24 protein-coding genes are annotated in these 22,213 nt (G+C 62.8%); 4 read left to right on the top strand and 20 right to left on the bottom strand.

The genetic code is table 11. The features are described 5' to 3' along the window. Positions 1 to 9: 9 nt before the first annotated feature. Positions 10 to 270, bottom strand: a complete 261-nt coding sequence (locus FIV38_RS08805; protein WP_092237081.1) for a hypothetical protein — start codon at positions 268 to 270, stop codon at positions 10 to 12. A gap of 398 nt (positions 271 to 668) precedes the next feature. Between FIV38_RS08805 and FIV38_RS08800 the strand changes: the two genes are divergently transcribed. Next, positions 669 to 2,771 (top strand): PTS sugar transporter subunit IIC/EAL domain-containing protein, encoded by a 2,103-nt coding sequence (locus FIV38_RS08800; protein WP_092237078.1) that lies wholly within the window; start codon positions 669 to 671, stop codon positions 2,769 to 2,771. 253 nt (positions 2,772 to 3,024) lie between these two features. On the opposite strand, the gene FIV38_RS08795 is transcribed toward FIV38_RS08800, so the two are convergent. The 11 genes from FIV38_RS08795 to FIV38_RS08740 form a co-directional block, all read right to left on the bottom strand. Beyond that, the gene (locus FIV38_RS08795) at positions 3,025 to 4,485 is read right to left on the bottom strand and encodes a cytochrome D1 domain-containing protein (protein ID WP_092237075.1); all 1,461 of its coding nucleotides are present in this window, start codon (positions 4,483 to 4,485) and stop codon (positions 3,025 to 3,027) included. Next, positions 4,482 to 5,315 (bottom strand): uroporphyrinogen-III C-methyltransferase, encoded by an 834-nt coding sequence (cobA, locus tag FIV38_RS08790; RefSeq protein WP_092237072.1) that lies wholly within the window; start codon positions 5,313 to 5,315, stop codon positions 4,482 to 4,484. The genes FIV38_RS08795 and cobA overlap by 4 nt, the downstream gene beginning before the upstream one ends. Positions 5,316 to 5,382: 67 nt before the next feature. Further along, positions 5,383 to 6,561 carry a heme d1 biosynthesis radical SAM protein NirJ gene (gene nirJ, locus FIV38_RS08785; protein WP_029291229.1) on the bottom strand — a complete coding sequence of 393 codons (1,179 nt, stop codon included), beginning with the start codon at positions 6,559 to 6,561 and terminating at the stop codon, positions 5,383 to 5,385. A gap of 81 nt (positions 6,562 to 6,642) precedes the next feature. Next, entirely contained in the window at positions 6,643 to 7,176 is a 534-nt protein-coding gene (gene ahbB, locus FIV38_RS08775) for a siroheme decarboxylase subunit beta (RefSeq protein WP_070994233.1), read from the bottom strand. After that, positions 7,151 to 7,594, bottom strand: a complete 444-nt coding sequence (locus FIV38_RS08770) for an Lrp/AsnC family transcriptional regulator (RefSeq protein WP_092237071.1) — start codon at positions 7,592 to 7,594, stop codon at positions 7,151 to 7,153. Before FIV38_RS08770 ends, ahbB (FIV38_RS08775) begins: the two co-directional genes overlap by 26 nt. Continuing rightward, on the bottom strand, positions 7,587 to 8,102 hold the full coding sequence (gene ahbB, locus FIV38_RS08765) for a siroheme decarboxylase subunit beta (protein WP_092237068.1): 516 nt from the start codon (positions 8,100 to 8,102) through the stop codon (positions 7,587 to 7,589). The genes FIV38_RS08770 and ahbB (FIV38_RS08765) overlap by 8 nt, the downstream gene beginning before the upstream one ends. Beyond that, a complete protein-coding gene (locus FIV38_RS08760) occupies positions 8,099 to 8,557 on the bottom strand; it encodes an Lrp/AsnC family transcriptional regulator (RefSeq protein ID WP_029291240.1) in 459 nt (152 codons plus the stop codon). The genes ahbB (FIV38_RS08765) and FIV38_RS08760 overlap by 4 nt, the downstream gene beginning before the upstream one ends. A 1-nt stretch (position 8,558) precedes the next feature. Continuing rightward, a complete protein-coding gene (locus tag FIV38_RS08755; protein ID WP_029291242.1) occupies positions 8,559 to 9,731 on the bottom strand; it encodes a cytochrome D1 domain-containing protein in 1,173 nt (390 codons plus the stop codon). Then, the gene (locus tag FIV38_RS08750; RefSeq protein ID WP_029291245.1) at positions 9,728 to 10,054 is read right to left on the bottom strand and encodes a c-type cytochrome; all 327 of its coding nucleotides are present in this window, start codon (positions 10,052 to 10,054) and stop codon (positions 9,728 to 9,730) included. The genes FIV38_RS08755 and FIV38_RS08750 overlap by 4 nt, the downstream gene beginning before the upstream one ends. Before the next feature lie 16 nt (positions 10,055 to 10,070). Continuing rightward, positions 10,071 to 10,385: a c-type cytochrome gene (locus FIV38_RS08745; protein ID WP_029291248.1), complete on the bottom strand. Its 315-nt coding sequence runs from the start codon at positions 10,383 to 10,385 to the stop codon at positions 10,071 to 10,073. A gap of 24 nt (positions 10,386 to 10,409) precedes the next feature. Beyond that, positions 10,410 to 12,092 (bottom strand): nitrite reductase, encoded by a 1,683-nt coding sequence (locus FIV38_RS08740; RefSeq protein ID WP_070994234.1) that lies wholly within the window; start codon positions 12,090 to 12,092, stop codon positions 10,410 to 10,412. A gap of 188 nt (positions 12,093 to 12,280) precedes the next feature. Between FIV38_RS08740 and FIV38_RS08735 the strand changes: the two genes are divergently transcribed. From FIV38_RS08735 to FIV38_RS08725, 3 genes are read left to right on the top strand one after another with little or no spacing between them, the layout of a single operon-like run. Continuing rightward, positions 12,281 to 13,057, top strand: coding sequence for a CbbQ/NirQ/NorQ/GpvN family protein (locus tag FIV38_RS08735; RefSeq protein ID WP_029291253.1), 777 nt, complete (start codon positions 12,281 to 12,283; stop codon positions 13,055 to 13,057). After that, on the top strand, positions 13,041 to 13,607 hold the full coding sequence (locus FIV38_RS08730) for a cytochrome c oxidase subunit 3 (protein WP_029291255.1): 567 nt from the start codon (positions 13,041 to 13,043) through the stop codon (positions 13,605 to 13,607). The genes FIV38_RS08735 and FIV38_RS08730 overlap by 17 nt, the downstream gene beginning before the upstream one ends. Continuing rightward, the gene (locus tag FIV38_RS08725; protein WP_268876932.1) at positions 13,604 to 13,825 is read left to right on the top strand and encodes a cytochrome C oxidase subunit IV family protein; all 222 of its coding nucleotides are present in this window, start codon (positions 13,604 to 13,606) and stop codon (positions 13,823 to 13,825) included. Before FIV38_RS08730 ends, FIV38_RS08725 begins: the two co-directional genes overlap by 4 nt. Before the next feature lie 162 nt (positions 13,826 to 13,987). On the opposite strand, the gene FIV38_RS08720 is transcribed toward FIV38_RS08725, so the two are convergent. The 8 genes from FIV38_RS08720 to rhmD form a co-directional block, all read right to left on the bottom strand. Beyond that, on the bottom strand, positions 13,988 to 15,310 hold the full coding sequence (locus FIV38_RS08720; protein WP_092237066.1) for a carbohydrate porin: 1,323 nt from the start codon (positions 15,308 to 15,310) through the stop codon (positions 13,988 to 13,990). A gap of 166 nt (positions 15,311 to 15,476) precedes the next feature. Continuing rightward, the gene (locus tag FIV38_RS08715) at positions 15,477 to 16,247 is read right to left on the bottom strand and encodes an L-rhamnose 1-dehydrogenase Lra1 (protein WP_070994276.1); all 771 of its coding nucleotides are present in this window, start codon (positions 16,245 to 16,247) and stop codon (positions 15,477 to 15,479) included. A 149-nt stretch (positions 16,248 to 16,396) separates the two neighbouring features. Continuing rightward, positions 16,397 to 17,455, bottom strand: coding sequence for an L-rhamnose/proton symporter RhaT (gene rhaT, locus FIV38_RS08710; protein ID WP_070994237.1), 1,059 nt, complete (start codon positions 17,453 to 17,455; stop codon positions 16,397 to 16,399). Between the two features lie 43 nt (positions 17,456 to 17,498). Next, positions 17,499 to 17,819 (bottom strand): L-rhamnose mutarotase, encoded by a 321-nt coding sequence (gene rhaM / locus FIV38_RS08705; protein ID WP_208602583.1) that lies wholly within the window; start codon positions 17,817 to 17,819, stop codon positions 17,499 to 17,501. Then, complete coding sequence (locus FIV38_RS08700) at positions 17,819 to 18,703, bottom strand: amidohydrolase family protein (protein ID WP_070994238.1); 885 nt, start codon at positions 18,701 to 18,703, stop codon at positions 17,819 to 17,821. Before FIV38_RS08700 ends, rhaM begins: the two co-directional genes overlap by 1 nt. Before the next feature lie 67 nt (positions 18,704 to 18,770). Then, positions 18,771 to 20,204 (bottom strand): aldehyde dehydrogenase, encoded by a 1,434-nt coding sequence (gene aldA, locus FIV38_RS08695; protein ID WP_092237063.1) that lies wholly within the window; start codon positions 20,202 to 20,204, stop codon positions 18,771 to 18,773. Positions 20,205 to 20,214: 10 nt separating this feature from the next. Further along, a complete protein-coding gene (locus FIV38_RS08690; protein ID WP_029291270.1) occupies positions 20,215 to 21,015 on the bottom strand; it encodes an aldolase/citrate lyase family protein in 801 nt (266 codons plus the stop codon). Between the two features lie 11 nt (positions 21,016 to 21,026). Beyond that, positions 21,027 to 22,211, bottom strand: a complete 1,185-nt coding sequence (rhmD, locus tag FIV38_RS08685; RefSeq protein ID WP_070994240.1) for an L-rhamnonate dehydratase — start codon at positions 22,209 to 22,211, stop codon at positions 21,027 to 21,029. Positions 22,212 to 22,213: the final 2 nt, after the last annotated feature.

Raw genomic sequence — 22,213 nt, 5'->3', positions numbered from 1 at the left:
GTTACAACGTCAGGATGAGGCTTGTTCGTAACGGCTTTTGCGGCGGGCGCGTTTGCGCAGGCGATTGGCCGTCCACTGTTGCAGTGGATCGAGCAAGAAAAAGAACAGGTACGCGGCGAGTACCAGCGTCAAGTCGACCCAGGTCTTGCTGATAGGCCCTTGGACGGCTTCGACGGCGGCCTTGATCAAAAACAGTACGGCGACCCCACACAACCAGAGCACTACAGTGAAAACCAGAGGTCGTGCGCGATTTGAGATCCTGCGTTGCATGTTCAATACATCTCCCTGAGATTGCTGGGCCAGTCGGTGTGCCGACACCCGCGCGTGTAGAAGTGGTCTGCGGATCGATTCATTCGATACCGGCCTTTAGGTCGGTAGACCTGCTCAGCTCAAGACCTGTGTGGGTGACCATTGGTTCCGACAATAGCTGGCGCACCCACGGGCAGTACTGCCCTTAAGCGGGCTATTGTTTCAAAAAGCGTAGGAAATTACACCCTTGCCAGTGCGCCCGCAGGTATGGAGGGGCGATTTATCCTGCCCAGGCGGGGCAAAACCCTTTCACTCCCGGTGCCTGGGCGTGTAGCGTTAACCCCTCGTTGAAGACTCCGATTGAAGCGCTGCCCCCGATCAGGCAGCCTCAAGGCCAGGAAGGGTGTAAGGAGAAAATCATGGCGCAAACGCTGTTCAAACTCTTTTTCACCCAACGCCTGGCGGCCCTGGCGAGCACGGAGTCGCTGCGGGCCATCCGTGAGGGGCTGTTGTGGATCCTGCCGTGCCTGCTGGTCTCGGCAGGGTTCCTGCTGTTGTCCGAATGTGCCCGGATCCTCGATTTCCCACCGCCGGTGGTGGCATTCCTGGCGGGCCTGCATGCCCAGATCAGCTCCGTGATCCCCCTGCTGGTCGCGGCTTCCATCGGCTATATGTTGGCGATCCAGCACCGCTTACCCCAGTTGCCCGTGGCCTTCCTGTGCCTGGCGCATGTCGTCATCGCCACCTTTGTCCTGCGCGACTACCCCCGCGCCTCGGCGACGTTTGTCTTGTTCATTGCCATTGCCTCGCCGCTGATCAATGTCCCGGTGATTGCCTGGCTGCATCGGTACCGCTGGACCCGTCTGGTCAATGAGGACCTGGTGGGACACAACCTCAAGGGCACCATCAACATGGTCGTACCGGGGGCAATCACTGCGTTGCTGCTGGTGGCGACGTTGTCGTTGCTGTTGCAGGTTCCCCATGTGGCCCAGTTCCAGGGCCCGGTGATGCTTGATGCGTTGCAGTCGCCTTATGGCAGCGGGATGTTTATTACCGCGATCAATTCGCTGCTGTGGTTTTTTGGCATCCATGGTGTGTATGCGATCCAGCCGCTGTTTGACGCACTGGATCAGGCGGTGGTGCTCAATGGGGCGGCGTTGGCGGCGGGAGAGCCCATCCTCTATGTGCTGAATGCCGGCCTGCTGGGGTGCTTTGCCTTTATTGGCGGGGCTGGCGGTTCCCTGTGTCTGTTGCTGGCGATTCTGCTGTTTTCCAAGAGCCAGTCCATGCGCCTGCTCGCCGTGGCCAGCCTGCCGTTGTCGCTGTTCAACGTCAGCGAGGTGTTGCTGTTTGGCTTGCCCATCATCCTCAATCCGCGCCTGTTTATTCCCTTTTTAGCCGTCCCGGTGATCAACACCATGCTGGCATTGCTCGTGGTGCAGGCCGGTTGGGTCTCGCCGGCGGTGGCCAGTGTGCCGTTCACCGCGCCGGTGCTGCTCAATGCCTACCTGAGCACCCAGGGCGATTTGGCCGCGGTGGCCCTGCAACTGGTGTTGCTGGGGGTGGGGACGCTGGTCTACGCGCCCTATATCCGGGCAATCCATCGGCAGACCCTGGAGGGCGCGACCGTCTACCTCAAGTCATTCGACATGACCTTTCGCGGGCTCGAAGAAAAAGGCCGACTGCTGGAAATGGACCCGGTGCTGACGTCGCACAAGGCGCTGGCCCGCCAGGCCCTTGATTTAAGCAGGATCCAGCAGATCAGCGACTACGAGTTCTACCTGGAGTACCAGCCCCAAGTGTCCTCCCGGACAGGCTTGTGCACCGGCTGCGAAGCCCTGATGCGTGCCCGTGATGGCGCAGGCAAGGTGCATTCGCCCTGGGAGTTCCTCCAGTGGCTGGCCCAGGCCCGCTTGATGCCGGACGTCGACCTGTGGGTGGCTTCCCAGGCGGTGCGCCAGTACCAGAAGTGGCAGAAAATCGGGTTTGCGCTGCCAATCACCATCAATATCTCCAGCGCTACCCTGATGACCCCGGCGTACGGCAAGCAACTGGTGCAGATCCTGTCCCAGGCCAACGGCCAGGTGTCAGTGGAAATCACCGAGGATGCGCTGGTGGGCGATATCCAGATAACCCGGCAGATAATCGAGAAACTGCAGGCCATTGGGGCCAAGGTTTATATCGACGACTTCGGCACAGGGTATTCCGCGCTGAGTTATCTGCACCAGTTTCCGGTCGACTTCATCAAGATCGACCGCAGTTTTGTGGTGGCCCAGCAGGACCCCAAGGGCGCGCAGGTCTTGACCGGCATGTTGCGCTTTTGTGAAGCACTGAACCTGGGCGTGGTGGTGGAAGGCGTGGAGACGGCCGAGCAGTTGGCGTTCCTACAGTCGGGCAGGGGGCACGCCGGGGCGGAGCTGATTATCCAGGGCTGGTATTTCAGCAAAGCGCTGCCTGGCGAAGCCGTGCAAGGCTTTGTGCGCGAGCGTGCGGACCGGGTCAGCGATGAGGCCGATGCATAGCCCTGTCGTGGTGAGCGGGGCTGTTGTGGTGAGCGGGGCTGTTGTGGTGAGTGGGGCTTGTTGTGGTGAGTGGGCTTGTTGTGGCGAGCGGGCTTGCCCCGCGCTGGGCTGCGAAGCAGCCCCATTCAAGAACAATGAGGTGTGTCAGGCATTGCCCGTTGCCTGGTTTTGGGGCTGCTTCGCAGCCCAGCGCGGGGCAAGCCCGCTCGCCACAACAAGCCCCACTCACCACGACAGCCCCGCTCGCCACAGGCTAATGGGAAGTCCCTTCGGCAAACTCGATCTTGTTGCCCACGTTGTACTTGCCCGATGGCTTGTTCATGGGCAGGCGCTTGACCTCCTGCAAGGTCTGGCTGTCGTACACGATCAACGCACCCTCACGGTCCCAGATGCTCAGCAGCAGGTAGCGTCCATCCCGGGTGAATTCCACGTGCGCCGCGGTCTTGCCCGGCATCGGCCGTAGGGTGTGGGCGATTTCCAGGGTCTGCTTGTCGATCAAGTGGATCGCGTCGTTGTCCGGACCAAAAAACACATCACTCCATACATAGCGCGAGTTGGCGTGGCTGCGCATAAAGAACCCAGGCCCCAAGGTGGGGATCTGTTTGATCAGCTTCCAGGTCTTGAGGTCCAGCACCGAAATCTGCCCCTTGCTGATATTCGGCGTGGCAAATACCCACTGCCCGTTGCGTTGCCAGTAAGTGCCCGAGCCCAAGTGCGGCATGCCCGCCAGTGCAATGTCGGTCACCACCTGCCCGGAGTCGAGGTCGATCACTTGCCCGCCGCCGGCCTTGCGTGAGGTGGCGAGCAGTTGGCGGTAGTCGGGGGAAAAGGAAAAGTCATCGAGCACATCCTGGGCCTGGATGCGCCGGGGCTCGAAGTCCGGTTTGGGCGCCGCGTAGGACAACTCCCAGACTTCATTCACATCCTTGAGGGCGACGATAAAACTGTTGCGCGGCGGGGCGGTGTACACCGCGCTGACCCGTGAGCCCGTCGGCAGCGTCTTGACCAGTGACAGGTCGCGCGCATCCAGCACCACCAGGTTCCCGGGCAGGTAATTGCCCACCAGCACCCAGCGCCCATCCTTGCTCACCGCGAGGTTGCGGGTATTGAGGCCGGCGCGGATCTCGGCGATCAGCGTGAGGTTGTGCAGGTCATACAGGCTGATCCAGCCGTCGCGCGAAGCGAAGTACACAAAGCGCCCGTCCGGCGAGAACTTCGGCCCGCCATGTACAGCAAAGTGCGAGGCAAAACGGTCGAGCACTTCAAAGCGATCCCCGTCGAGAATATCGATGTGATGATCGCCCGATTCCACCACCACAAACAGGTTCAGCGGGTCGGCGTGGTGCTGCGGGGTGCTGGGCAGTTGACTGAGGTCGGCCAATTGGCGATGGCTGCTGCGCATGTCCTGCTCGCTCCAGGTCGCGGGCGTGGCGGGCGGCTGTTGCAAGAAGCTCACCAGGCCGTCGATCTGTTGCGCCGTCAGCAGCGGGGCGAATGCTGCCATCTGGCTGGCCGGGCGGCCTTGCTCGATCACCTGGCGAATTTCGGCCGGCTTGATCCGCCCCAGGCTCTCGGGCAGCAACGCCGGGCCGCTGCTGCCGACCCGGTTGAGGCCATGGCAGCTTTGGCAATGCTGCTGATAATCGGCGGCGGCATCGGTTGCGCCGTGGGCGGCGCTGGCCCAGAGCAGTGGCACCAGCCACAGGCGTTTCATACCGCCACCCCGGACACTGCGCGGTGTGCGGGCGCCAGGCTGGCGGGGTAGTGCAGGGCCGCATCGGCAAACAGGTCGACCACATGCCCGATCACCGTCAAGGTCGGCACCCCGGGCTCGCACATCAAGGCCATGGCTGGCAGCAGGCGCAGGGTGCCGCGATGCACCTGCTGGTCGGCGCGGGCGCCGTTGCAGATCAACGCAGCGGGCGTGTCGGCGGGTAGGCCGGCATCGATCAGGCGCTCAGCGATCATCGCCAGGTTCGACAGGCCCATGTAGAACACCAGGGTCTGGGTGCTGTCGGCGAGGCTGGCCCAGGGTAACTTCAATTCGCCGTCGCGCTGCAAATGCCCGGTGACGAAGCGGCACGAATTGACCAGGTCACGGTGGGTCAGGGGGATGCCGGCATAGGCGCTGCAACCGGAGGCCGCCGTGATGCCTGGCACCACCTGGCACGAAACGCCTTGTGCCAGCAGGTACTCCAGTTCTTCGGCACCGCGACCAAACACGAACGGGTCGCCGCCCTTGAGCCGAACCACGCGCTGCCCCTGCAGGGCCAGCTCGGCCAGCAGTTCGTTGATCTGCGACTGGGGCAGGCTGTGATACCCGCTGGCCTTGCCCACGTAATGGCGGGCACAGGTCAGCGGGATCAGGGTCAGCAGGTCGGCGCTGATCAGGCGGTCGAACACCACGGCATCGGCCTGCATCAACAGGCTCCAGGCGCGCAGGGTCAACAGGCGCGGATCACCGGGGCCGGCGCCGACCAGGGCGACTTCACCGGGGTGGAAGGGGCTGTGCAGCACGGAGGGTAACGCGTGGGATGAGTGCATGAGACTTCCTTGGTTCATCATCAGGTTGGCGGCCCCCGGTTGTTTCACCAGGTAGCCGGCCGGTGGTTCAGCGTGCCGAGCAAGGAATCAAGGTGGGCGGCGTGCGGGCGATTTCAGCGTCGCTGAGGTAGCAACCGGGGTCCGGGCCCCAAAGGTCGCCGCCAGCCCAGGCGCGGGTGCGGGTGTTGCCATTGCAAATGCCCAGCCAGCGGCAGTCGGTGCAACGGCCACCGATCTCGCGCGGGTATTGGCGCAGGCGCAGCAGCAGCGGGTCGGGGCGCTCCAGCCAGATCTCGCGGAACGAGGTGTGGCGCACATTGCCCACCGAGTGCTGCCACCAGTAAGTGTCCGGGTGCACTTCGCCGGTGTTGTCGATATTGGCGATGCCACTGCCCGAGGCATTGCCGCCCCAGGCATGCAGCAGGTGTTCAAGTTGCGGGTAGTGTTCCGGCAGGTGCTGGTGCACCCATTGCAGCAACAGCACGGCGTCGGCGTCGTTGTTGCCACTGACAAAATCGCTGGCCACGCCATTCTGGATGTCGTCCCAGGCCTGCTGGAACAGCATCAGCATGGCGTCGCGGCTCATTTGTTGATGGGCGTCCAGCTGCCGGCTGCGCTTGCCACGCCCGCTGTAGTTGAGGTGCGAGAGGTAGAACTTCTGCACATCGTATTCACGCATCAGGGCCAGCAGTTGCGGGAGCTGCGCGTAGTTTTCCTGGGTCAGGGTCGTGCGCAGGCCGACGCGGATCCCCGCCTGACGGCACAGGTTGATGGCGTGCATCGAGCGCTCGAAACTGCCCTCGCATTGGCGGAAGGCATCGTGGGTGGCCTTCAAGCCATCGATGCTGATGCCCACATAGTCAAAGCGTGCGGCGGCGATCTGCTGGATATTGCCCTCATCGATCAGCGTGCCATTGCTCGACAGCGCCACGAAAAAACCCTTGCTGCGGGCATAGGCGCTGAGCTGGAACAGGTCTTCGCGCAGCAGGGGCTCGCCACCCGAGAGAATCAACACCTTGACCCCGGCCTCGTGCAGATCATCGATTACCTTCAGTGCTGCTTCGGTGTCCAGTTCATCGCGGAACACACTGTCGGCACTGGTGGCATAGCAGTGCTTGCAGGTCAGGTTGCAACGGCGCAGCAGGTTCCAGATCACCACCGGCGCGCGCTGGCTGCCGGGTTTGGCGCTGCGTGGAGGCGGGCATTGGCCGGCCAGGGTGCGCAGGTAATGACTGATCCTAAGCATAAGATGTTCCTTGTTGTAGGAGCGAGCGTGCTCGCGAAAAACGCCCCGGCGACACGTTCATCCAGGATGCCCGCGTTATCGTTAACGACCTTCGCTGGCAAGCCAGCTTCTACTGGAGCGAGGAGAGGCCAAGCGCAGGCCGGTTTTTTTCAGGATGCGGCTGCTTACCAACATCTCGTCGGCCCGGCTGGCAGTGCCCAGCAGAAAGCGCAGGTGTTCACGGTAGCTGTCGATTTCCTCACGGCTGCGCCCATGCACCATGGCGAACAGGTTGTAGGGCCAGTCCGCACGCCTGGGCCTGCGATAGCAGTGGCTGACAAAGGGTTGGGCGCCGATCAACTCGCCCAGGCGCGGCATCTGTTCATCGCACACATCCCACACGGTCATGCCGTTGTGGCGGTAGCCCAGGCGGTAGTGATTGGGCACGGCGGCGATCCGGCGGATGGCGCCTTCCGCCTGCAGGCGCTTGAGCAGGTCGAGAGTGGATTCGACGCTGATGCCCAGTTGCTCGGCGAGCCAGGTCCAGGGATCTTCCACCAGGGGCAGGCCGGACTCGGTCAATTGGATCAAGCGTTGGGCCAGGGTTTCGTCAAACCGGGAAGTACAGACCGACATGGTAGGTTTGCTCCTTGGGCAGGTTGAGCACCTCAAGCCCGGTAATGGTGTGGATATGGGCCAGGGTCTGGTCGAGGTCGGCGCAGGTCGCGCAGGCCAGCACAAACCACATATTCCAGGGGTGCTCGCGCCGGTAGTTGTGGGCCACTTGCGGCAGTTCGTTGAGTTGCGCCGCCACCTGTTCAAAGCGGGACTCGGGCACCGCAAGGGCGGCGAGGGTGAACGCGCCACCCAGGCGCTCGATATCAAACATCGGCCCGAAGCGCGTCAGCACGCCGTCTTCGAGCAACAGATGCAGGCGGTCGAGCAACTCGTCGGGCGTGCTGCGCAACTCTGCCGCCACGGCCTGCCAGGGGTGACGTACCAGGGGCAGGCCCCGCTGCAGGCGGTTGATCAACTGCCGGTCGAGTTCATCCATGGGCCCATACCTGTGACGGTGGCGGTGCAAAGCGCCCGCCGCATTGTTTGAACATGCGCGTGCTGAACAACAGGTGGTGGGGCAAGTCGGCGAGCAGGTGCTGGTCCAGCAGTGCCTGGATCTGCGCCTGCACTGCTGCGCGCTCACGGCCATGAACCATGCAAAACAGGTTGTAGCGCCAGTGCGGCAAGCGCCGTGGCCGCTGGTAGCACAGGGTGATGCCCGGCGCGCGGGCCAGGCGCTGGCCGACTTCATCGATCAGCGCATCGGGCACGTCCAGCACCAGCATCGCATTGGCCACATAGCCCAGGGCGCGATGGTTGAGCACCAGGCCGACGCGGCGGAACAGGCCCTGTTCCTGCCATTGCTGCATCTGCTTCAACACCTGCAAATGGTGGGCGCCGATCTGCTCTGCGAGGTCTTCATAGGGCCGCGAAACGCGCGGCAGCCCACGCTCCAGGCACTGGCGCAGGTCGAGCAATTGCTCGTGGTTCAGCGGGGCGATCACGGGTGGCCTCCCAGGGCAAAACCCAGGTCGATGCGGTAGGAGGTGAGCATTGGCAGGTCCAGGGGGACCAGGCCGGTGTCCTTTTCCAGCTCCTCCAGGATCTGTTCCAGATGGCGGCGATTGGGCCCGGTCAGCACAAACCACAGGTTGTAGTGATGTTCGCGGGCGTAGTTGTGATTGACCTCGGGGTAGCGACTGATGCGCGCCGCCACCTGCTCCAGGCGCTCGGCGGGCACCGCCAGGGCGGCGAGGGTACTGGCGCCGGCGCGGCTGTGATCGAATACCGGCCCGACCCGCGACAGCGCGCCCGCCAGTTCCAGGCGTTGCAGGCAGGCCATCAACTCTTTCTCGCTGCAGCCCAGGGTGTTGGCCATCTCCAGGTAAGGCTCGGCGCACAGCGGCATGCCATGTTGATAGCGGTCGATCAGGCGTGCGGTCAGTTCATCCAGTTCCATCTCAGTACCCCATTTTTTGCGCGCGGCTGCTGAAGAAGATGCCGCTGGGGCTTTCGGCCGGCAGGGTCTTGAGCAAGGTCAAACGATAAGGATCCCAAACCTGCACCTGCTGGCCGTCGCGAACCGACAACCACAGCTGCTCACCGCGCCCGGTGAATTCCATGTGCAACACCCCGGGGCCGGGGCGCAGGTCCGCGACCACTTGGTGGGTCTCAGTGTCGAGTACCTGCACCCGGTCGTTGTCCGGGTAGGCGAAGTTGACCCACAACTGGCGCCCGTCGGGGCGCGCGGTGACAAAAATCGGCTGGCCGGCCACGGCGATGGCGGCGGTCTGTTGCCAGGTGCGGGCGTCCATCACCAGCACTTGGTGGCGACCTACGGCGGGCACGAAGGCCTGGTTGTCGGCCACGGCCCAGCCTTCCAGGTGCGGCATCTTGTACACCGGCAGTTTTTCCTGGCCGCGGCCGTAGTCGGCGAGCACGCGCTTGACCCCGTGCTCGGGGTGCCACAGGTCGAGCTGGGCCATGCCATCCTCGCCAAACAAGCCGGCCATGTAGTAACGGCCATCGGCAGTGATCAACGCGTCATAGGGCTGGCGGCCAATACCGCTGAAGCGGGTGATGACCGGGGTGTTGCCCTGGCTGAAATCGGCACTCCAGATCTCGTCCGTATCGAACAGGCTGAACACAAAGCGTTGCCCCGGCGCATCCACCAGGCCCACCACCCGCGAACGCTTGCCGTCGGCCAGGGGTGTGGCCGGGATATCGGCCACCTGTTTGAGGGTTTGCGCGTCGAACACCTTGACCCCACCTGGCTGGTAGTTGGAGACCGCAATCAGGCGCCCATCCTGGCTGATCGCGCCGCCGATGCTGTTGCCGCCCTGGATCAGGCGTTGGTCGATGCGCATGGTCAGCAGGTCAACCTTGGTCAACCCGCCGTCGCGACCAAACAGATAGGCGTAGCGTTGGTCCCGGGAAAACACCGCCGAAGCATGGGACAAGTCGCCCAGCCCCTCGACCCGCGCCAGGCGGGCCTGGTTGCTGCTGTCGATAATCAGCAGGCTGCCGCTGGCACGTTCCACCACCAGGCCCAGGTCGCCGGTGCCGCGCAGCGGGGGTTGGGCACAGGCCGTGAGCAACAGGCCGGCAAAGCAGGCAAGCAGGGGACGGATCATGGCGCGGGGGTTCCTTGCAGGAGGCGGTCCACCAGCCAGGCAATCTCGCCGGCATTGAGCAACGGGGCCCAGCCGGGCATCGCCAGGGCAGGGCGGCCATAAGTCACGGTGGCAATCAGGGTGTCGCGGGTCTGTCCGGCCAGGGCTTGGGGCGTGAGGGCCGGGCCCAGGCCGCCGGTCAGGTGCAGGCCGTGGCAGGCCCCGCAGTCCTGGGTCAGCAGGTGTTCCAGCTGGACCTGGCGTGCAGGCGCCGGTGCTCCATGCACCGGCGCGGGAATAAGAAAAAGCAGCGCCATGGCCGAACCGATCATCGAGACTTGCATGGCGTGCTCCTTGTGCTTATTTGAGGCTCAACACCCATTGGGCGAGGGTCAGGGCTTCGGCATCGGTGACTTGGTTTGGCGGCATCGGAATCGGCCCCCAGTTACCCTGGGTACCGTTCTTGATATGGCCGGCCAGGGTCTTGTCTGCGTCCTTGACCCCGGCGTTCTTCGCCGCGACTTCCTTGAGCGCCGGCCCCACCATCTTGCTGTCGATGGTGTGGCAGGCGGCGCAGGGTTTGCTCTTGAACAGCGCCGCACCATCCTCGGCAAGCGCCGTGGACAGGCTTAACGCCGCGCCCAGGGCCGCGAGTGCAAGCAGGATATTTTTCATTGGGTTGCCTCTTGTTGATGAAGCTCAATAGATATCGAATTGGGTGTTGTAAACGTTGAACTTGCCGGTCGGGGTAATCAGGCGCTTGTCCCTGATCACGTTCTTGAGCTTGAGGGTCTTGTCATCGACCACGACCAGCGCCGACTCCTCTTCCTGGCCGTTCCACACCGAGAACCACACTTCATCACCCGCCTTGTTGTATTCCGGCTGCACCACGCGCAGGGCGCCTTGCTTGATGCCGGACCATTCGGCAATCGGCAGCACGGTGTAGCCGGCGTCGAGCTTGTCGATGTTGAACACGGCTACCGACTGGCTGAGCTTGGTGTCGGGGTTGAGGGTGGTGTCGACGTAGAGGTTTCGCGAGTTGGGGTGGGTCTTGATAAACAGCGAGCCACCGCCCTGGCCGTTGAGCGATGTCACTTGCTTCCAGGCGTACTGCGGGTGCTTGACCGGGTCGGTACCAATCACCGAAACACCGCCGTCACCCAGGTGGCTGGTGGCCCACACCGGACCATATTGCGGGTGCACAAAGTTGGCGCCACGACCGGGGTGCGGGGTCTTGCCCACATCCACCAGAGCAGTGAGCTTGCGCTCCTTGGAGTCGATGACCGCGACCTTGTTGGAGTTGTTCGCCGCCGTCATGAAATAACGATGGGTACTGTCCCAACCGCCGTCATGCAGGAACGGCGCGGCGTCGATGGTGGTGATGGTGAGGTTCTTGATGTCCTGGTAATTGACCAGCATCACCTTGCCGGTTTCCTTGACGTTGACGATGAACTCCGGCCATTCGTGGGAGGCGATGATCGCCGCTACACGCGGTTCCGGGTGGTACTCTTGCTTGTCCACGGTCATGCCACGGGTAGAGACGATCTGCTTGGGCTCCAGGGTCTCGCCGTCCATGATGGTGAACTGCGGCGGCCAGTAGGAACCGGCGATCGCGTACTTGTCTTCGTAGCCCTTGAACTTGGAGGTCTCCACCGAGCGGGCCTCGATGCCCACCTTGATCTCGGCGACTTTGGTCGGCTCGACGGGCCACAGGTCGATCATGTCGATCTTGGCGTCACGGCCGATCACCAGCAGGTAGCGCCCGGAAGCGGAAATCCGCGAGATATGCACGGCATAGCCGGTGTCGATGAGCTTGACGATTTTCTTGCTGTCGCCGTCGATCAGGGCGATTTTGCCGTCGTCACGCAGGGTGACGGAGAACAGGTTTTCCAGGTTGAGCTTGTTGAGTTGCTTCTTCGGACGGTCTTCGGGTTTGACCAGCACCTTCCAGGTCTTGAGGGTTTCGGCCATGCCCCATTCCGGTGGCGTTGGCGCGGTGTGCTGGATGAAGGTGGCCATGCTGGTGATCTGCGCTTTGGTCAGCGCATTGGAGGTGCCCCAGTTCGGCATGCCGGCGGGGGAGCCATAGGTGATCAAGGCCTCCAGGTACGCCTGGCCACGGGCCTGGGTGATGTCCGGGGTCAGCGGCTTGCCGGTGGCGCCTTTGCGCAACACTCCATGGCAACCGGCGCAGCGCTCGAAGTAGATCTGCTTGGAGGCATCGAACTCGGCTTGGCTCAAGTCGGGTGCGCCGGGGCTCTTGACCATGGCTGCAGCCGGTGCGGGGGCCGCCGCGAAGGCCTGGGTTGAGAGGGCCAGGGCCAGCGCGCAGCTGAGCCCGGCCAGCGTCAGTACAAAGGGTGTTTTGTTGCGAGTCAGCATTCCATATCTCCTCAGGCAAGACCTTTGCGATCCGGGTAGAACGCAGGTTCTTAGTGCCAGCAGAGACTATGTCGCGGTGGGTGAATGACCGCTTGACGGCGATCAAGTTTGCCTTGAGTACGGCTTGCCAGGTTGTCGCAGGCCCCCGTAGCGTGGCGGTCAAACCCGTTGTCCATGCAAGGTGCGCCATGACCGAACCCTTCTATCAAGCCGTCAACAACGAACATGAGTTGTTCGAACACGCCTGGCGTCACCGCATGCCGGTGCTGATCAAGGGGCCCACCGGCTGCGGCAAGACCCGCTTCGTGCAGCACATGGCCCACCGTCTGCAACTGCCGCTGTATACCGTGGCCTGCCACGACGACCTCAGTGCGGCCGACCTGATTGGCCGCCACCTGATCGGCGCCCAGGGCACCTGGTGGCAGGACGGCCCGCTGACCCGCGCGGTGCGCGAAGGGGGCATCTGCTACCTCGACGAAGTCGTCGAGGCGCGCCAGGACACCGCCGTGGTCTTGCACCCGGTGGCCGATGACCGTCGCGAGCTGTTCCTGGAGCGCACCGGCGAAGTCCTCAAGGCGCCGCCGTCGTTCATGTTGGTGGTGTCCTATAACCCCGGTTACCAGAACCTGCTCAAGGGCATGAAACCCAGCACGCGCCAGCGTTTTGTGGCGATGCGCTTTGGCTATCCATCGACACTCGAAGAAGAACGCATCGTCGCCCGCGAAGCCCAGGTCGACAGCGCCCTGGCGGCCCAGGTGGTGCGCCTGGGGCAAGCCTTGCGCCGGCTTGACCAGCATGACCTGGAGGAGGTGGCCTCTACGCGCCTACTGATCTTCACCGCCCGCCTGATCGCCGCCGGCATGCCGCCCCGCGAGGCGTGCATGGCCTGCCTGGCAGAAGCGCTGAGCGACGACCCGCAAACCGTCGCGGCCCTGATGGATGTGGTTGATGTTCACTTCAGTTGACCGGCGCCTGCCGGGTGATCTGGCGATGTGGTTTTTTATCCTTGCCGAACTCTCGGTGTTTGCGATTCTGATCCTTGCCTTTGCCGTGACCCAGACGCTACGGCCCGAGGTCTTTGCCGAAGGCCGCGCACAACTGGACACCTCCACCGGCCTGGCGATGACCCTGAGCCTGCTGACGGCCGGCCTGCTTGCGGCGTTGGCCCAGCAACAGGCACTCGCCGACCGCTCGCGGCGGGCGGCTGGGTTATTGGTACTGGGGTTGTTGGTGGCGCTGGTGTATGTGTGGATCAAACTCAGCGAGTACGGCCACCTGGCCGCTGCGGGGTTGGGGCTGGAGCACAGTACGTTTTTTACCCTGTATTGGATTTTGACCGGCTTTCACTTTTTGCATGTACTGCTGGGGATGGTGATCCTGGCGTGGTTGGCGTTGCGCTGTTGGCGCGGGGCTTACGGGCCGGGGCGCCAGTCGGGGATGGAGTCCGGGGTGTTGTATTGGCATATGGTGGATCTGGTGTGGGTAGTGTTGTTTCCGTTGGTGTACGTGTTGTGAGGCTGCTGGCGTGCTGGGTCGCGCTGGTGCTGCTGAGCGTGGGCACCGTCATGTCCGGTGCTGCGGGGTGGTGGTGGGCAGTGGTGCTGGCCGCAGTAGCCAAAGCCTGGGTGATTGCCGATGGGTTCATGGAACTACGTCACGCGCCCCTGGGATGGCGAGCCGCGATGTTGGCCTGGCCGGTGGTGTTGGTGGCGGGGATTGTGGTGATGCGTTAAGAACGCTGTAGTGCGACCAAAATCCAACCCCTGTAGGCGCGGGCTTGCCCGCGAAGGCGGTGTGTCAGCCCAAGCATAGGTTGCCTGGTACGCCGCCATCGCTGGCAAGCCAGCTCCTACCGGGACTGCAGCTTCGCGCTCCGGCTCTGCGGCCAACCTCTCTCAGAAGTCGGTAATAAACTGCACCCCACCCACCACTGCACCGTTGGTTTGCGTCAACCCTCCAGGGTATTTCACGTATTGCAGGTTAGGCCGCACCATCAGCCATTGGGTGGCCTGTACCCCGTAGTTGACCTCATAACTGTACTCACGCTTTTGCTCAGGCACATACAGCGGATCATCCATGCCCGTCACTCCATTGCGCGCGTTGAGCGCCTGGGTGTTGTCGGTATAGCGGTCACTGACCTGCAACTTCGAAGCGCCGATGCCAAAAGTGTCATCTGGCCGCGAGTCGAAGGGCCCTCGATAGATCAGCCCCACCTGTACCAGGCTCTTGATCACGCTTTTATGCGGATCATTCATGGTCAGGTTGGCAAACACGTTAAGCCCGCGCTTGTTGTTGCCATCGACCGTGGTCAACTGCTGTTGGCCCGACAACCACCAGCCGGCATTGCCTGAATACATCCGATAAGGCTTCTGGCTGCTGGCCGCGTAGTTGCCGTCGGCGTCCTTGAGCATGTCCTTGGTATCGGCATTGGCGTAGTAATAACCGGCGTGGTACTCCGAACTCAGCCCGCCAACCTGCCCCTTCCAGATGGCTTCGATAGGAAAGCTGGTACCTTGGGAGCCGCTGATAAACGGCTTGAAGCCGTTGCTCGCCTCAGCGTTGCCAGGGTTCTTGTCGTAGGCACCAATCTGCATCGCGAACTCATCGGTGAACTGGTACTTGGCGCGCACCGCCCACTGGCTGATGGGGAAGCTGTTCCACACGCCATTCCAGTTGCCTTCCTGGGAGCCGCACAGGGTGACGTTCTGGAATTCGCAGGGGAACTGGTCAAAGTCCTCGCCATGGCCGAAGCGCCCCAGTTTCAGGGCGAATTTGCGCTCGAAGAATTTCTGCTCGTACCAAAATTGCGACAGGCGCCAGGCATTGCCGCCGCCAAACACTTCCATGGTCGAGGTCAGGCCGGTGGCGTCGGGGTGATGCACACGGTCATTGGTGATGTCCTTGCCATGGCGCTCGCCGATGCCGATGCGAAAGGTCGCGTCCTGCCAACCCCAGAGTTTTTGCAGGTCCATGGTCACGCCGAGGATCAACTGGTCGCTCCAGCGGGCGGTCATGTGGGAGTCGTAGCCGCCACCGAGGTTGGAGCCCGCTTCGCCGACATACTTGAGGGTAAAGTCGTAGCCCTGCGCGGCCAGTTGCGGGCGCAGGCCGTTCCAGTCGCCGAGCATGGCCGGGGAGGCAGGGTCGAGCAAACCGGCGCTCAGGGCGCAGGTGGACACCGTGCTGCAAAGTAGGGCCAGGGGGAGGTTGATGCGCATGAATGCTCCTTGGTTTTATTGTTGTTATCAGGGGTAAAACACAAATTCCAGGCACACACAGACCCCCAATGTGGCAGCGGGCTTGCTCGCGATGGCGGTGTGAAGTGCGACCGCTATCGCCGGCAAGCCGGCTCCTACAGTGGATGTGAGGTGTCTGCGGGAGGGGTTACTGCAAGTTGACGAACAACCCGCCATCGACCAGCAACGATGCACCGGTCACGTAGCGCGCCATATCGGAGGCGAGGAACACGATCGGCCCGGCGACGTCGTCCGGCTCACCCAGGCGGCCCAACGGCGTGCGCGAGGTCATGTAGGCGAGTTTTTCCTCGTCAGCCAGGTCTTCTTTGTTGATGTCGGTGGCGATAGTGCCCGGCAAGACCGAGTTGCAGCGGATGCCATACGGCCCCAGGGCGATGGCGCAGGACTGCATCAGCGAATGCAGGCCGGCCTTGGTCGGCGTGTAGTGGGTCTGCATGCCGCCGCCCACCAGGGCGCTGATGGAACTGACGGCAATGATCGCACCGCCACGCCCCTGGTTCTTCATCTGGTTGGCCGCTGCCTGCACCGCAAAATAGGCGCCGTTGAGGTTGGTGTTGACGGTCTTGAGGTACACCTCGCGCGGCATGTCGAGGAAGGAGTGGAACGGGCAGATACCGGCGTTATTGACGAACACATCGACACTGCCAAAGGCCTCGACCGCAGCGGCCACCAGCGTGTCGCCGGTGTCCGGGTCGGCGGCATCGCCACCCACTTCAATGGCCTGGCCGCCGAAGGCGCGGATCTCTTCGATCAGCGACAGCGCGGCGTGTGTGCCTTGTTCGCTGCCGCTATGGCCGATCACTACGCGGGCGCCCTGGCGTGCGCACTCGCGGGCGGCGGCGCGGCCGATGCCACGGGAGGCGCCGGTGATGATCACGGTTTTGTCTGCTAGCAACATCATGGGAAATCTCCTGAAAAAAATTAACGCTGTTGTAGGAGCGAGCTTGCTCGCGAAAAACATCAACGATAACGCGGGCTTAGCGGCTGAACGCGGCGTCATCAGGTTCTTCGCGAGCAAGCTCGCTCCTACAAAAAGACATTGCGGCCTCAGCCGAGGTAATTACCGTAGCCAACCATGGCAATCGCGCCGAGGATCACCGCGATCCCGGCCACCAGCACGCTTTTGTTGGTCGCGCTGGTGCCGTGCCATTCGCGCAAATACAGGCCCCAGCAATTGGACACAATGATGATGAAGGACATGTGCAGCACCCATGAACTGGCGTCGTTCTGCAAGCGGCTTTCGCCCATGCCATAGAAGAAAAATTGCAGGAACCACAGGGTCCCGGCGCACGCCACCAGCAGGTAGTTGCGCAACAGCGGGGTGCTGCGGTCGGTGTAGTTGCGGAACGTGCGGTTGCGCCAGTTCAGCCACAGGCACCAGATGCCGTTGGTCGTCAGGCCGCCCCACATGATTACCATGAACGTCACGTTGTTCTGGAACAGGCTGTTGGCACCATGTTCCACCGCTGCAGCGGCCAGTGGGCGCCCGGCGGAAATGCCATAGCTGAAACACGCGCTCAGCACCCCGGAAATCACCGCCACCAGCATGCCCTTGCCCAGGGCGAACTCGCTGACACTGGCTAACTTCACTGCCTGGGACACTTCCCGTTCCTTGATCAACCCGGCCTTGCCGCACACCGCGATACCGATCAGCGACACGGCCACGCCCCATAGCACCCAATGGCCGCCTTGTGATGCCAGCATCGAGGTCAGGGTGCCCTCTGTCTCGTGGGTGAACAGGTCGCGGTACAACGCTGGCATCAACGCACCGAGGGCCGAGGTCAGGCCCATGATCAGCGACATGCCCAGTGACAGCCCCAGATAACGCATGGTCAGGCCGAACGTCAGCCCGCCGATGCCCCACAGCACGCCGAACATATAAGTCCAGAGCAGGGTGCTGGTGTCGGCGTTACGCAGGATCTCGACCCAGCCGGGCACGGTCAATTGTGCGGCAATCAGCGGCACGATCAGCCACGACACCAGGCCACCGGTGATCCAGTAGCTTTCCCAGGCCCAGCCACCGACTTTTTTGTAGGGGATGTAGAAACTGCCGGAGGCAAAGCCGCCGATTAAATGCAGAATCACACCGAGGAGAATGATTTCCACGTGTTCGAATCCTTTTTATTGTGGTGGTAAGCAGATGAATGGATCAGTCGGGCGTGAGGCTGAACATCGGTAGCAGGTCCATGCTGACCGGCGAGTTATCCGGGTGGCTGGGCATGATGTCGTGCATGTAGTGCCACCAGCGCTGCATCAGCGCAGTGCCGGGCAGGGCGTTGAGGCCATGCACCGCTTCGTGGGTCAACACTGCAAACAGTGCGTTGCTGGGCTCGTCGAGGAAGATCCGGTAATCCACCACGCCGGCATCGCGCAGGGCCTGGGCCAGCTCCGGCCAGATCTGGTCATGGCGCCGACGGTATTCGTCGGCCATGCCGGGGTTGAGGTTCATGCGAAAGGCACGGGTCGGCATCAGAGGCCTCCAGGGGGCAGGGTCGGGCTGTAGATGCGCACGGCGTTGTGCAGGAAGAATTTTTCCTGGACGGCCTGTCGCTGATCAGCCATGCAGCGTTTGACCAGGCCCAGGGTGGCGGCGAAATCGGCGAGGTGATCGCTATTGGGCCAATCGCTGCCAAAGAAGCAGCGGTCTTCGCCAAACGCGTCCCACAGTACGGCCAGGCGGTCGTTGTAAAACGCGCTATCGACAATCAAGCCGTTGGGCCCGTGCTGGGGGATTTCTGCCAGCTTGGCAAATACATTGGGCCGTTCGGCCAAGCGCAACAGGTCTGCATGGTAGGCCGTTTCCTGGCCCACAGGGATCTGGGCGTTGGGCAGGTGATCGATAATGATGCGCAGCTCGGGGAGGGCATCGCTCAGGTGCAACAGGCCCTTGATCAGCCGCGGGTCTGGGTTGGCGCTGTCCAGGCAACGGCCGCAATCGGCAAGCTGGCGCAGGCCGTCGATAAACCCGGGACGTGTTTGGTCGACCAGCAAATCACGGTCCCACAGGTTGCCGTAGCGCAGGCCAAGGAACAGTGGCTCGTAGGCCAGTGCCGCAAGTTCGCCGGCAAACTGCGCGTGCAGCGGGTCGAGATTGCCGACAAAGCCAAGCATTCGCGCATCGCTGCGCAGGGTTTCCAGCAACCAGCGGTTATCGTCGCGCCACGGGCTGGCTTCCACCGCAATGGCACCGATCACGTTATGTCGGGCCGCCAGCGCCCAGTAGTCTTCAGGCAAATGTGCGGCGTACAGGCGGTTGCCCGGCTCGGGCCACGGGATACCCTGAGGGCGGCGTGGGTCGAACAGGTGCAAATGGCTGTCGATGATCGGGCCGCTGTAGAGGTTGGCAATGCTCATTGCGCAATCCTTGTTGGAAGGGTCGTTGTGAGGGCCGGCACTCACATGCCGTGACCGTTGCACCACCTCAGCTCTGCAGGTACACCACATGGGTATGGGTGTACTCGTACAGGCCGTGTTTGCCATCGGCGCCGCCGATCCCGGATTTGCGCACGCCGGCATGGAAGCCCTGCATCGCCTCGAAGTTCTCGCGGTTGACGTAGGTTTCGCCAAAATCGAGTTCGCGCACTGCGTGCATCGCCTTGCCCAGGTCACGGGTGTAGATCGAGGAGGTCAGACCATAGTCGCAGTCATTGGCCAGGGCGATGGCTTCGTCGAGGTCGTCGATAATCTGGATCGGAAGCACCGGGCCGAAGATTTCTTCGCGCATGATATCCATGTCGGCGCGGCCACCGGCCAATACCGTCGGCTGAAAGTGAAAGCCGGCGCCGAGGTCGGCAATCTGCCCGCCGGTGACCAGGCTGGCACCTTGGGCCAGGGCCGTGCGCACCTTGCGGTTGACATTCTCCAGACCCTGGCGGTTGATCAGCGGGCCCATTTCCACATCGGCCTGGGCCAGTGGGTCGCCGTAGCGGGTGGCGGCCATCGCCGCGCTGATGCGCTCGATAAACTGGTCGGCGACGCTGCGTTGTACATACACACGTTCTGCGCAGTTGCACACTTGGCCGCTGTTGATGATCCGCGAGTCACGAATGGCTTTGACGGCCAGCTCCAGGTCGGCATCGGCCAGGACGATGGCCGGCGCCTTGCCGCCCAGCTCCAGGTTGAGCTTGGTGATGTTCGGTGCCGCCGCGGTCATGATCCGCGAGCCAGTCGCGACGCTGCCGGTGAAGCTGATCATGTCCACGCCCTTGTGGGCGGTGAGGGCGCTGCCGACCTGGCCGTCGCCGCAGACTACGTTGAATACCCCGGCCGGCAAGTCGGTCTCGGCCACCAGGCGGGCGAACTCAAAGCAGTTGTTCGGTGTTTCTTCGCTGGGCTTGATCACGATGGTATTGCCGGTCAGCAGAGCCGGGGCCATCTTGCGGGCGATGAGGAAGAACGGGAAATTCCACGGCAGGATCCCGGCCACCACGCCCAGGGGTTTGCGGAACAGGAAGATGTTTTCGTTGGGCCGGTCGCTGGTGATGATCTCGCCTTCGATGCGGCGCGCCCATTCGGCCATGTAGTCGAGGTAGTCTGCGGTGAAGTTGACTTCGATTTCGGCCAGGCTGCTGATCTTGCCCTGTTCTAGTGTGACGGTGCGGGCCAGGTGCGCGACGTTTTCCCGCAGCTTGGCGGCGATTCGTCGCAAGTGCCCGGCGCGCTCGATGGCCGGTTTGCGGGACCAGTCTTTTTGCGCTGCGCGGGCGGCGGCCAGGGCCTGGTCGACATCTTCGGCAGTGGCGGCCGGCACCTTGGACAGCAGTGCGCCGGTGGCCGGGTTCAGCACGTCGATGTGCGCGCTGCTGGCGGTAAAGCAGCCGTTGATGAAGTTCTGGTAAACCGGAACGGATGGCATGGCAGGCTCCTTAGTAAGTGCGCGAAGGCGCTTTAGCGTCGGCGGCAGGGCGGTAGCGGGCGAGGGTACTTTGGGCGCTCTGGCGCAGCAGGCTGATATCAATGGCTACCGCGATAAAGCGGCAGCCCCAGGCCTGGTAACGTCGGGCGTCTTCTTCATTGGGTGCAAGAATGCCGCAGGCCTTGCCCGCAGCGAGCGTAGCGCTGACCGCGTGCTGGATGCGCTCCTGGACTTCGGGGTGGCCGGGGTTACCGGCATGGCCGAGGCCGATGGACAGGTCAGCGGGGCCGATAAATACCGCGTCCACGCCTTCGACGGCGGCGATGGCCTCGACGTTTTCCACGCCCAGGCGCGACTCGACCTGAACGATCAGGCATAGCTCTTGATGGGCGGTCGTGAGGTAATGGTCGACGCCATCCCAGCGCGTCGCCCGGGTCAGGCCGCCGCCCACGCCACGGATACCGTGGGGCGGATAACGCATGGCGCGCACCAGGGCCTGGGCTTGCTCGGCGGTTTCGACCATGGGGATCATCAGGGTCTGCGCGCCGAGATCCAGCAGTTGCTTGATCAGGTTGGCATCGCCGCTGACCGCACGCACCACGGGCGCGGTGCTGTACGGCGCCACTGCCTGCAATTGATTGAGCACGCTGGGCACGGTGTTCGGCGCGTGTTCGCCGTCAATCAGCATCCAGTCGTAACCTACGCTGGCGACAATTTCTGCGGCGTAGCCGTTGGCAAAACCCGCCCAGATCCCGTATTGGCTGACGTCCTGCCGCAGGCCGGCCTTGAACGCGTTGTGAGGCATTTTCATGGTGAAATTCCTTAGCGGTTATACGGACGATGCAGTTGGCAAGCGGGGTTCAGGTCTACGCCGAAGCCCGGCTTGTCGAGTACCGACAAGCGCATGCGGCCATTGATCGGCACCGGTTCGCCCAGCAGTTGCGGGTGGAACATCGGCACCACTTCGTCGGCCTTGGGCGCCATCATCAGGAATTCGGCGAACGGGCTGTTCTGCCGGGTGGCGACGAAGTGGTAGCTATAGACCGAGGAACCGTGCGGCACCACCATGGCGTTGTGCGCGTCGGCCAGGGCGGAAATTTTCACCAGTTCTGTCAAGCCGCCGCACCAGCCGACATCCGGCTGGATAATGTCGCAGCAGCCCATCTCCAGGAGCATGCGAAAGCCCCAGCGGGTGGCTTCATGTTCGCCGGTGGTGACCAGCATGCCCTTGGGTACGTTGTTACGCAGCGCTGCGTAGCCCCAGTAATCGTCGGGGGACAGCGCCTCTTCAATCCATTTAAGGCCGTATTCGTGGGCGCCAATCGCCAGTTTGGTGGCGTAGTTGAGGTCCAGGCTCATCCAGCAATCGAGCATCAGCCAGAAGTCCGGGCCGACCCGCTCACGCATGGTCGCCAGCTCTTCGAGGTTTTTGCGCAAGCCTTCTTCACCTTCGGCCGGGCCGTGGTGCAGGGGCATCTTGCCACCGATAAAACCCATCTTCTGCGCCAGGTCCGGGCGCGCGCCGGTGGCGTAGAACTGCAGTTCATCGCGCACCGCACCGCCGAGCAATTGGTGTACCGGTTCCTGGCGGATCTTGCCGAGCAGGTCCCACAGCGCCAGGTCCACGCCGGAGATGGTGTTGATTACCAGACCCTTACGCCCGTAATACAGAGTGGACTGGTACATCTGGTCCCAGATTTTCTCGATATCAGTGACGCGTGCGCCTTCAAGGAAACGTGCCAGGTGTTTCTCAACGATATAGGCCGCAGGTTCGCCACCGGTGGTCACGGCAAACCCAACGGTACCGTCGCTGGCTTCTATCTCCACTACCAACGTGCCGAGCACATTGATCCCGAAACTGCGGCGGCTCTGGCGGTACTCGGGATACTTGCTCATGGGCGTGGAAATGTGGTCGTCGATCCAGTGACCGTCAGCCTGGTCGTGATAGTCCGCGCCACCGCCGCGCAACACAAAAGCGCGGACGTGTTTGATGGTGATGTTGCCCATGG

The sequence above is a fragment of the Pseudomonas proteolytica genome, from assembly GCF_007858275.1.
Taxonomy (GTDB): Bacteria; Pseudomonadota; Gammaproteobacteria; order Pseudomonadales; family Pseudomonadaceae; genus Aquipseudomonas; species Aquipseudomonas proteolytica.
This window is presented reverse-complemented; position numbering and strand designations above follow the sequence as displayed.

Excerpts from the sequence above, each read along its gene's own strand:
- FIV38_RS08720 (WP_092237066.1), bottom strand. The coding sequence starts at position 15,310 with ATGCGCATCAACCTCCCCCTGGCCCTACTTTGCAGCACGGTGTCCACC.
- FIV38_RS08715 (WP_070994276.1), bottom strand. The coding sequence starts at position 16,247 with ATGTTGCTAGCAGACAAAACCGTGATCATCACCGGCGCCTCCCGTGGC.
- FIV38_RS08750 (WP_029291245.1), bottom strand. The coding sequence starts at position 10,054 with ATGCAAGTCTCGATGATCGGTTCGGCCATGGCGCTGCTTTTTCTTATT.
- FIV38_RS08770 (WP_092237071.1), bottom strand. The coding sequence starts at position 7,594 with ATGGATGAACTCGACCGGCAGTTGATCAACCGCCTGCAGCGGGGCCTG.
- FIV38_RS08795 (WP_092237075.1), bottom strand. The coding sequence starts at position 4,485 with ATGAAACGCCTGTGGCTGGTGCCACTGCTCTGGGCCAGCGCCGCCCAC.
- FIV38_RS08755 (WP_029291242.1), bottom strand. The coding sequence starts at position 9,731 with ATGATCCGTCCCCTGCTTGCCTGCTTTGCCGGCCTGTTGCTCACGGCC.
- FIV38_RS08805 (WP_092237081.1), bottom strand. The coding sequence starts at position 270 with ATGCAACGCAGGATCTCAAATCGCGCACGACCTCTGGTTTTCACTGTA.
- cobA (WP_092237072.1), bottom strand. The coding sequence starts at position 5,315 with ATGCACTCATCCCACGCGTTACCCTCCGTGCTGCACAGCCCCTTCCAC.
- FIV38_RS08735 (WP_029291253.1), top strand. The coding sequence starts at position 12,281 with ATGACCGAACCCTTCTATCAAGCCGTCAACAACGAACATGAGTTGTTC.
- FIV38_RS08760 (WP_029291240.1), bottom strand. The coding sequence starts at position 8,557 with ATGGAACTGGATGAACTGACCGCACGCCTGATCGACCGCTATCAACAT.
- FIV38_RS08700 (WP_070994238.1), bottom strand. The coding sequence starts at position 18,703 with ATGAGCATTGCCAACCTCTACAGCGGCCCGATCATCGACAGCCATTTG.
- ahbB (WP_070994233.1), bottom strand. The coding sequence starts at position 7,176 with ATGTCGGTCTGTACTTCCCGGTTTGACGAAACCCTGGCCCAACGCTTG.
- FIV38_RS08800 (WP_092237078.1), top strand. The coding sequence starts at position 669 with ATGGCGCAAACGCTGTTCAAACTCTTTTTCACCCAACGCCTGGCGGCC.
- FIV38_RS08745 (WP_029291248.1), bottom strand. The coding sequence starts at position 10,385 with ATGAAAAATATCCTGCTTGCACTCGCGGCCCTGGGCGCGGCGTTAAGC.
- FIV38_RS08730 (WP_029291255.1), top strand. The coding sequence starts at position 13,041 with ATGTTCACTTCAGTTGACCGGCGCCTGCCGGGTGATCTGGCGATGTGG.
- rhmD (WP_070994240.1), bottom strand. The coding sequence starts at position 22,211 with ATGGGCAACATCACCATCAAACACGTCCGCGCTTTTGTGTTGCGCGGC.
- nirJ (WP_029291229.1), bottom strand. The coding sequence starts at position 6,561 with ATGCTTAGGATCAGTCATTACCTGCGCACCCTGGCCGGCCAATGCCCG.
- aldA (WP_092237063.1), bottom strand. The coding sequence starts at position 20,204 with ATGCCATCCGTTCCGGTTTACCAGAACTTCATCAACGGCTGCTTTACC.
- FIV38_RS08690 (WP_029291270.1), bottom strand. The coding sequence starts at position 21,015 with ATGAAAATGCCTCACAACGCGTTCAAGGCCGGCCTGCGGCAGGACGTC.
- rhaM (WP_208602583.1), bottom strand. The coding sequence starts at position 17,819 with ATGCCGACCCGTGCCTTTCGCATGAACCTCAACCCCGGCATGGCCGAC.
- FIV38_RS08740 (WP_070994234.1), bottom strand. The coding sequence starts at position 12,092 with ATGCTGACTCGCAACAAAACACCCTTTGTACTGACGCTGGCCGGGCTC.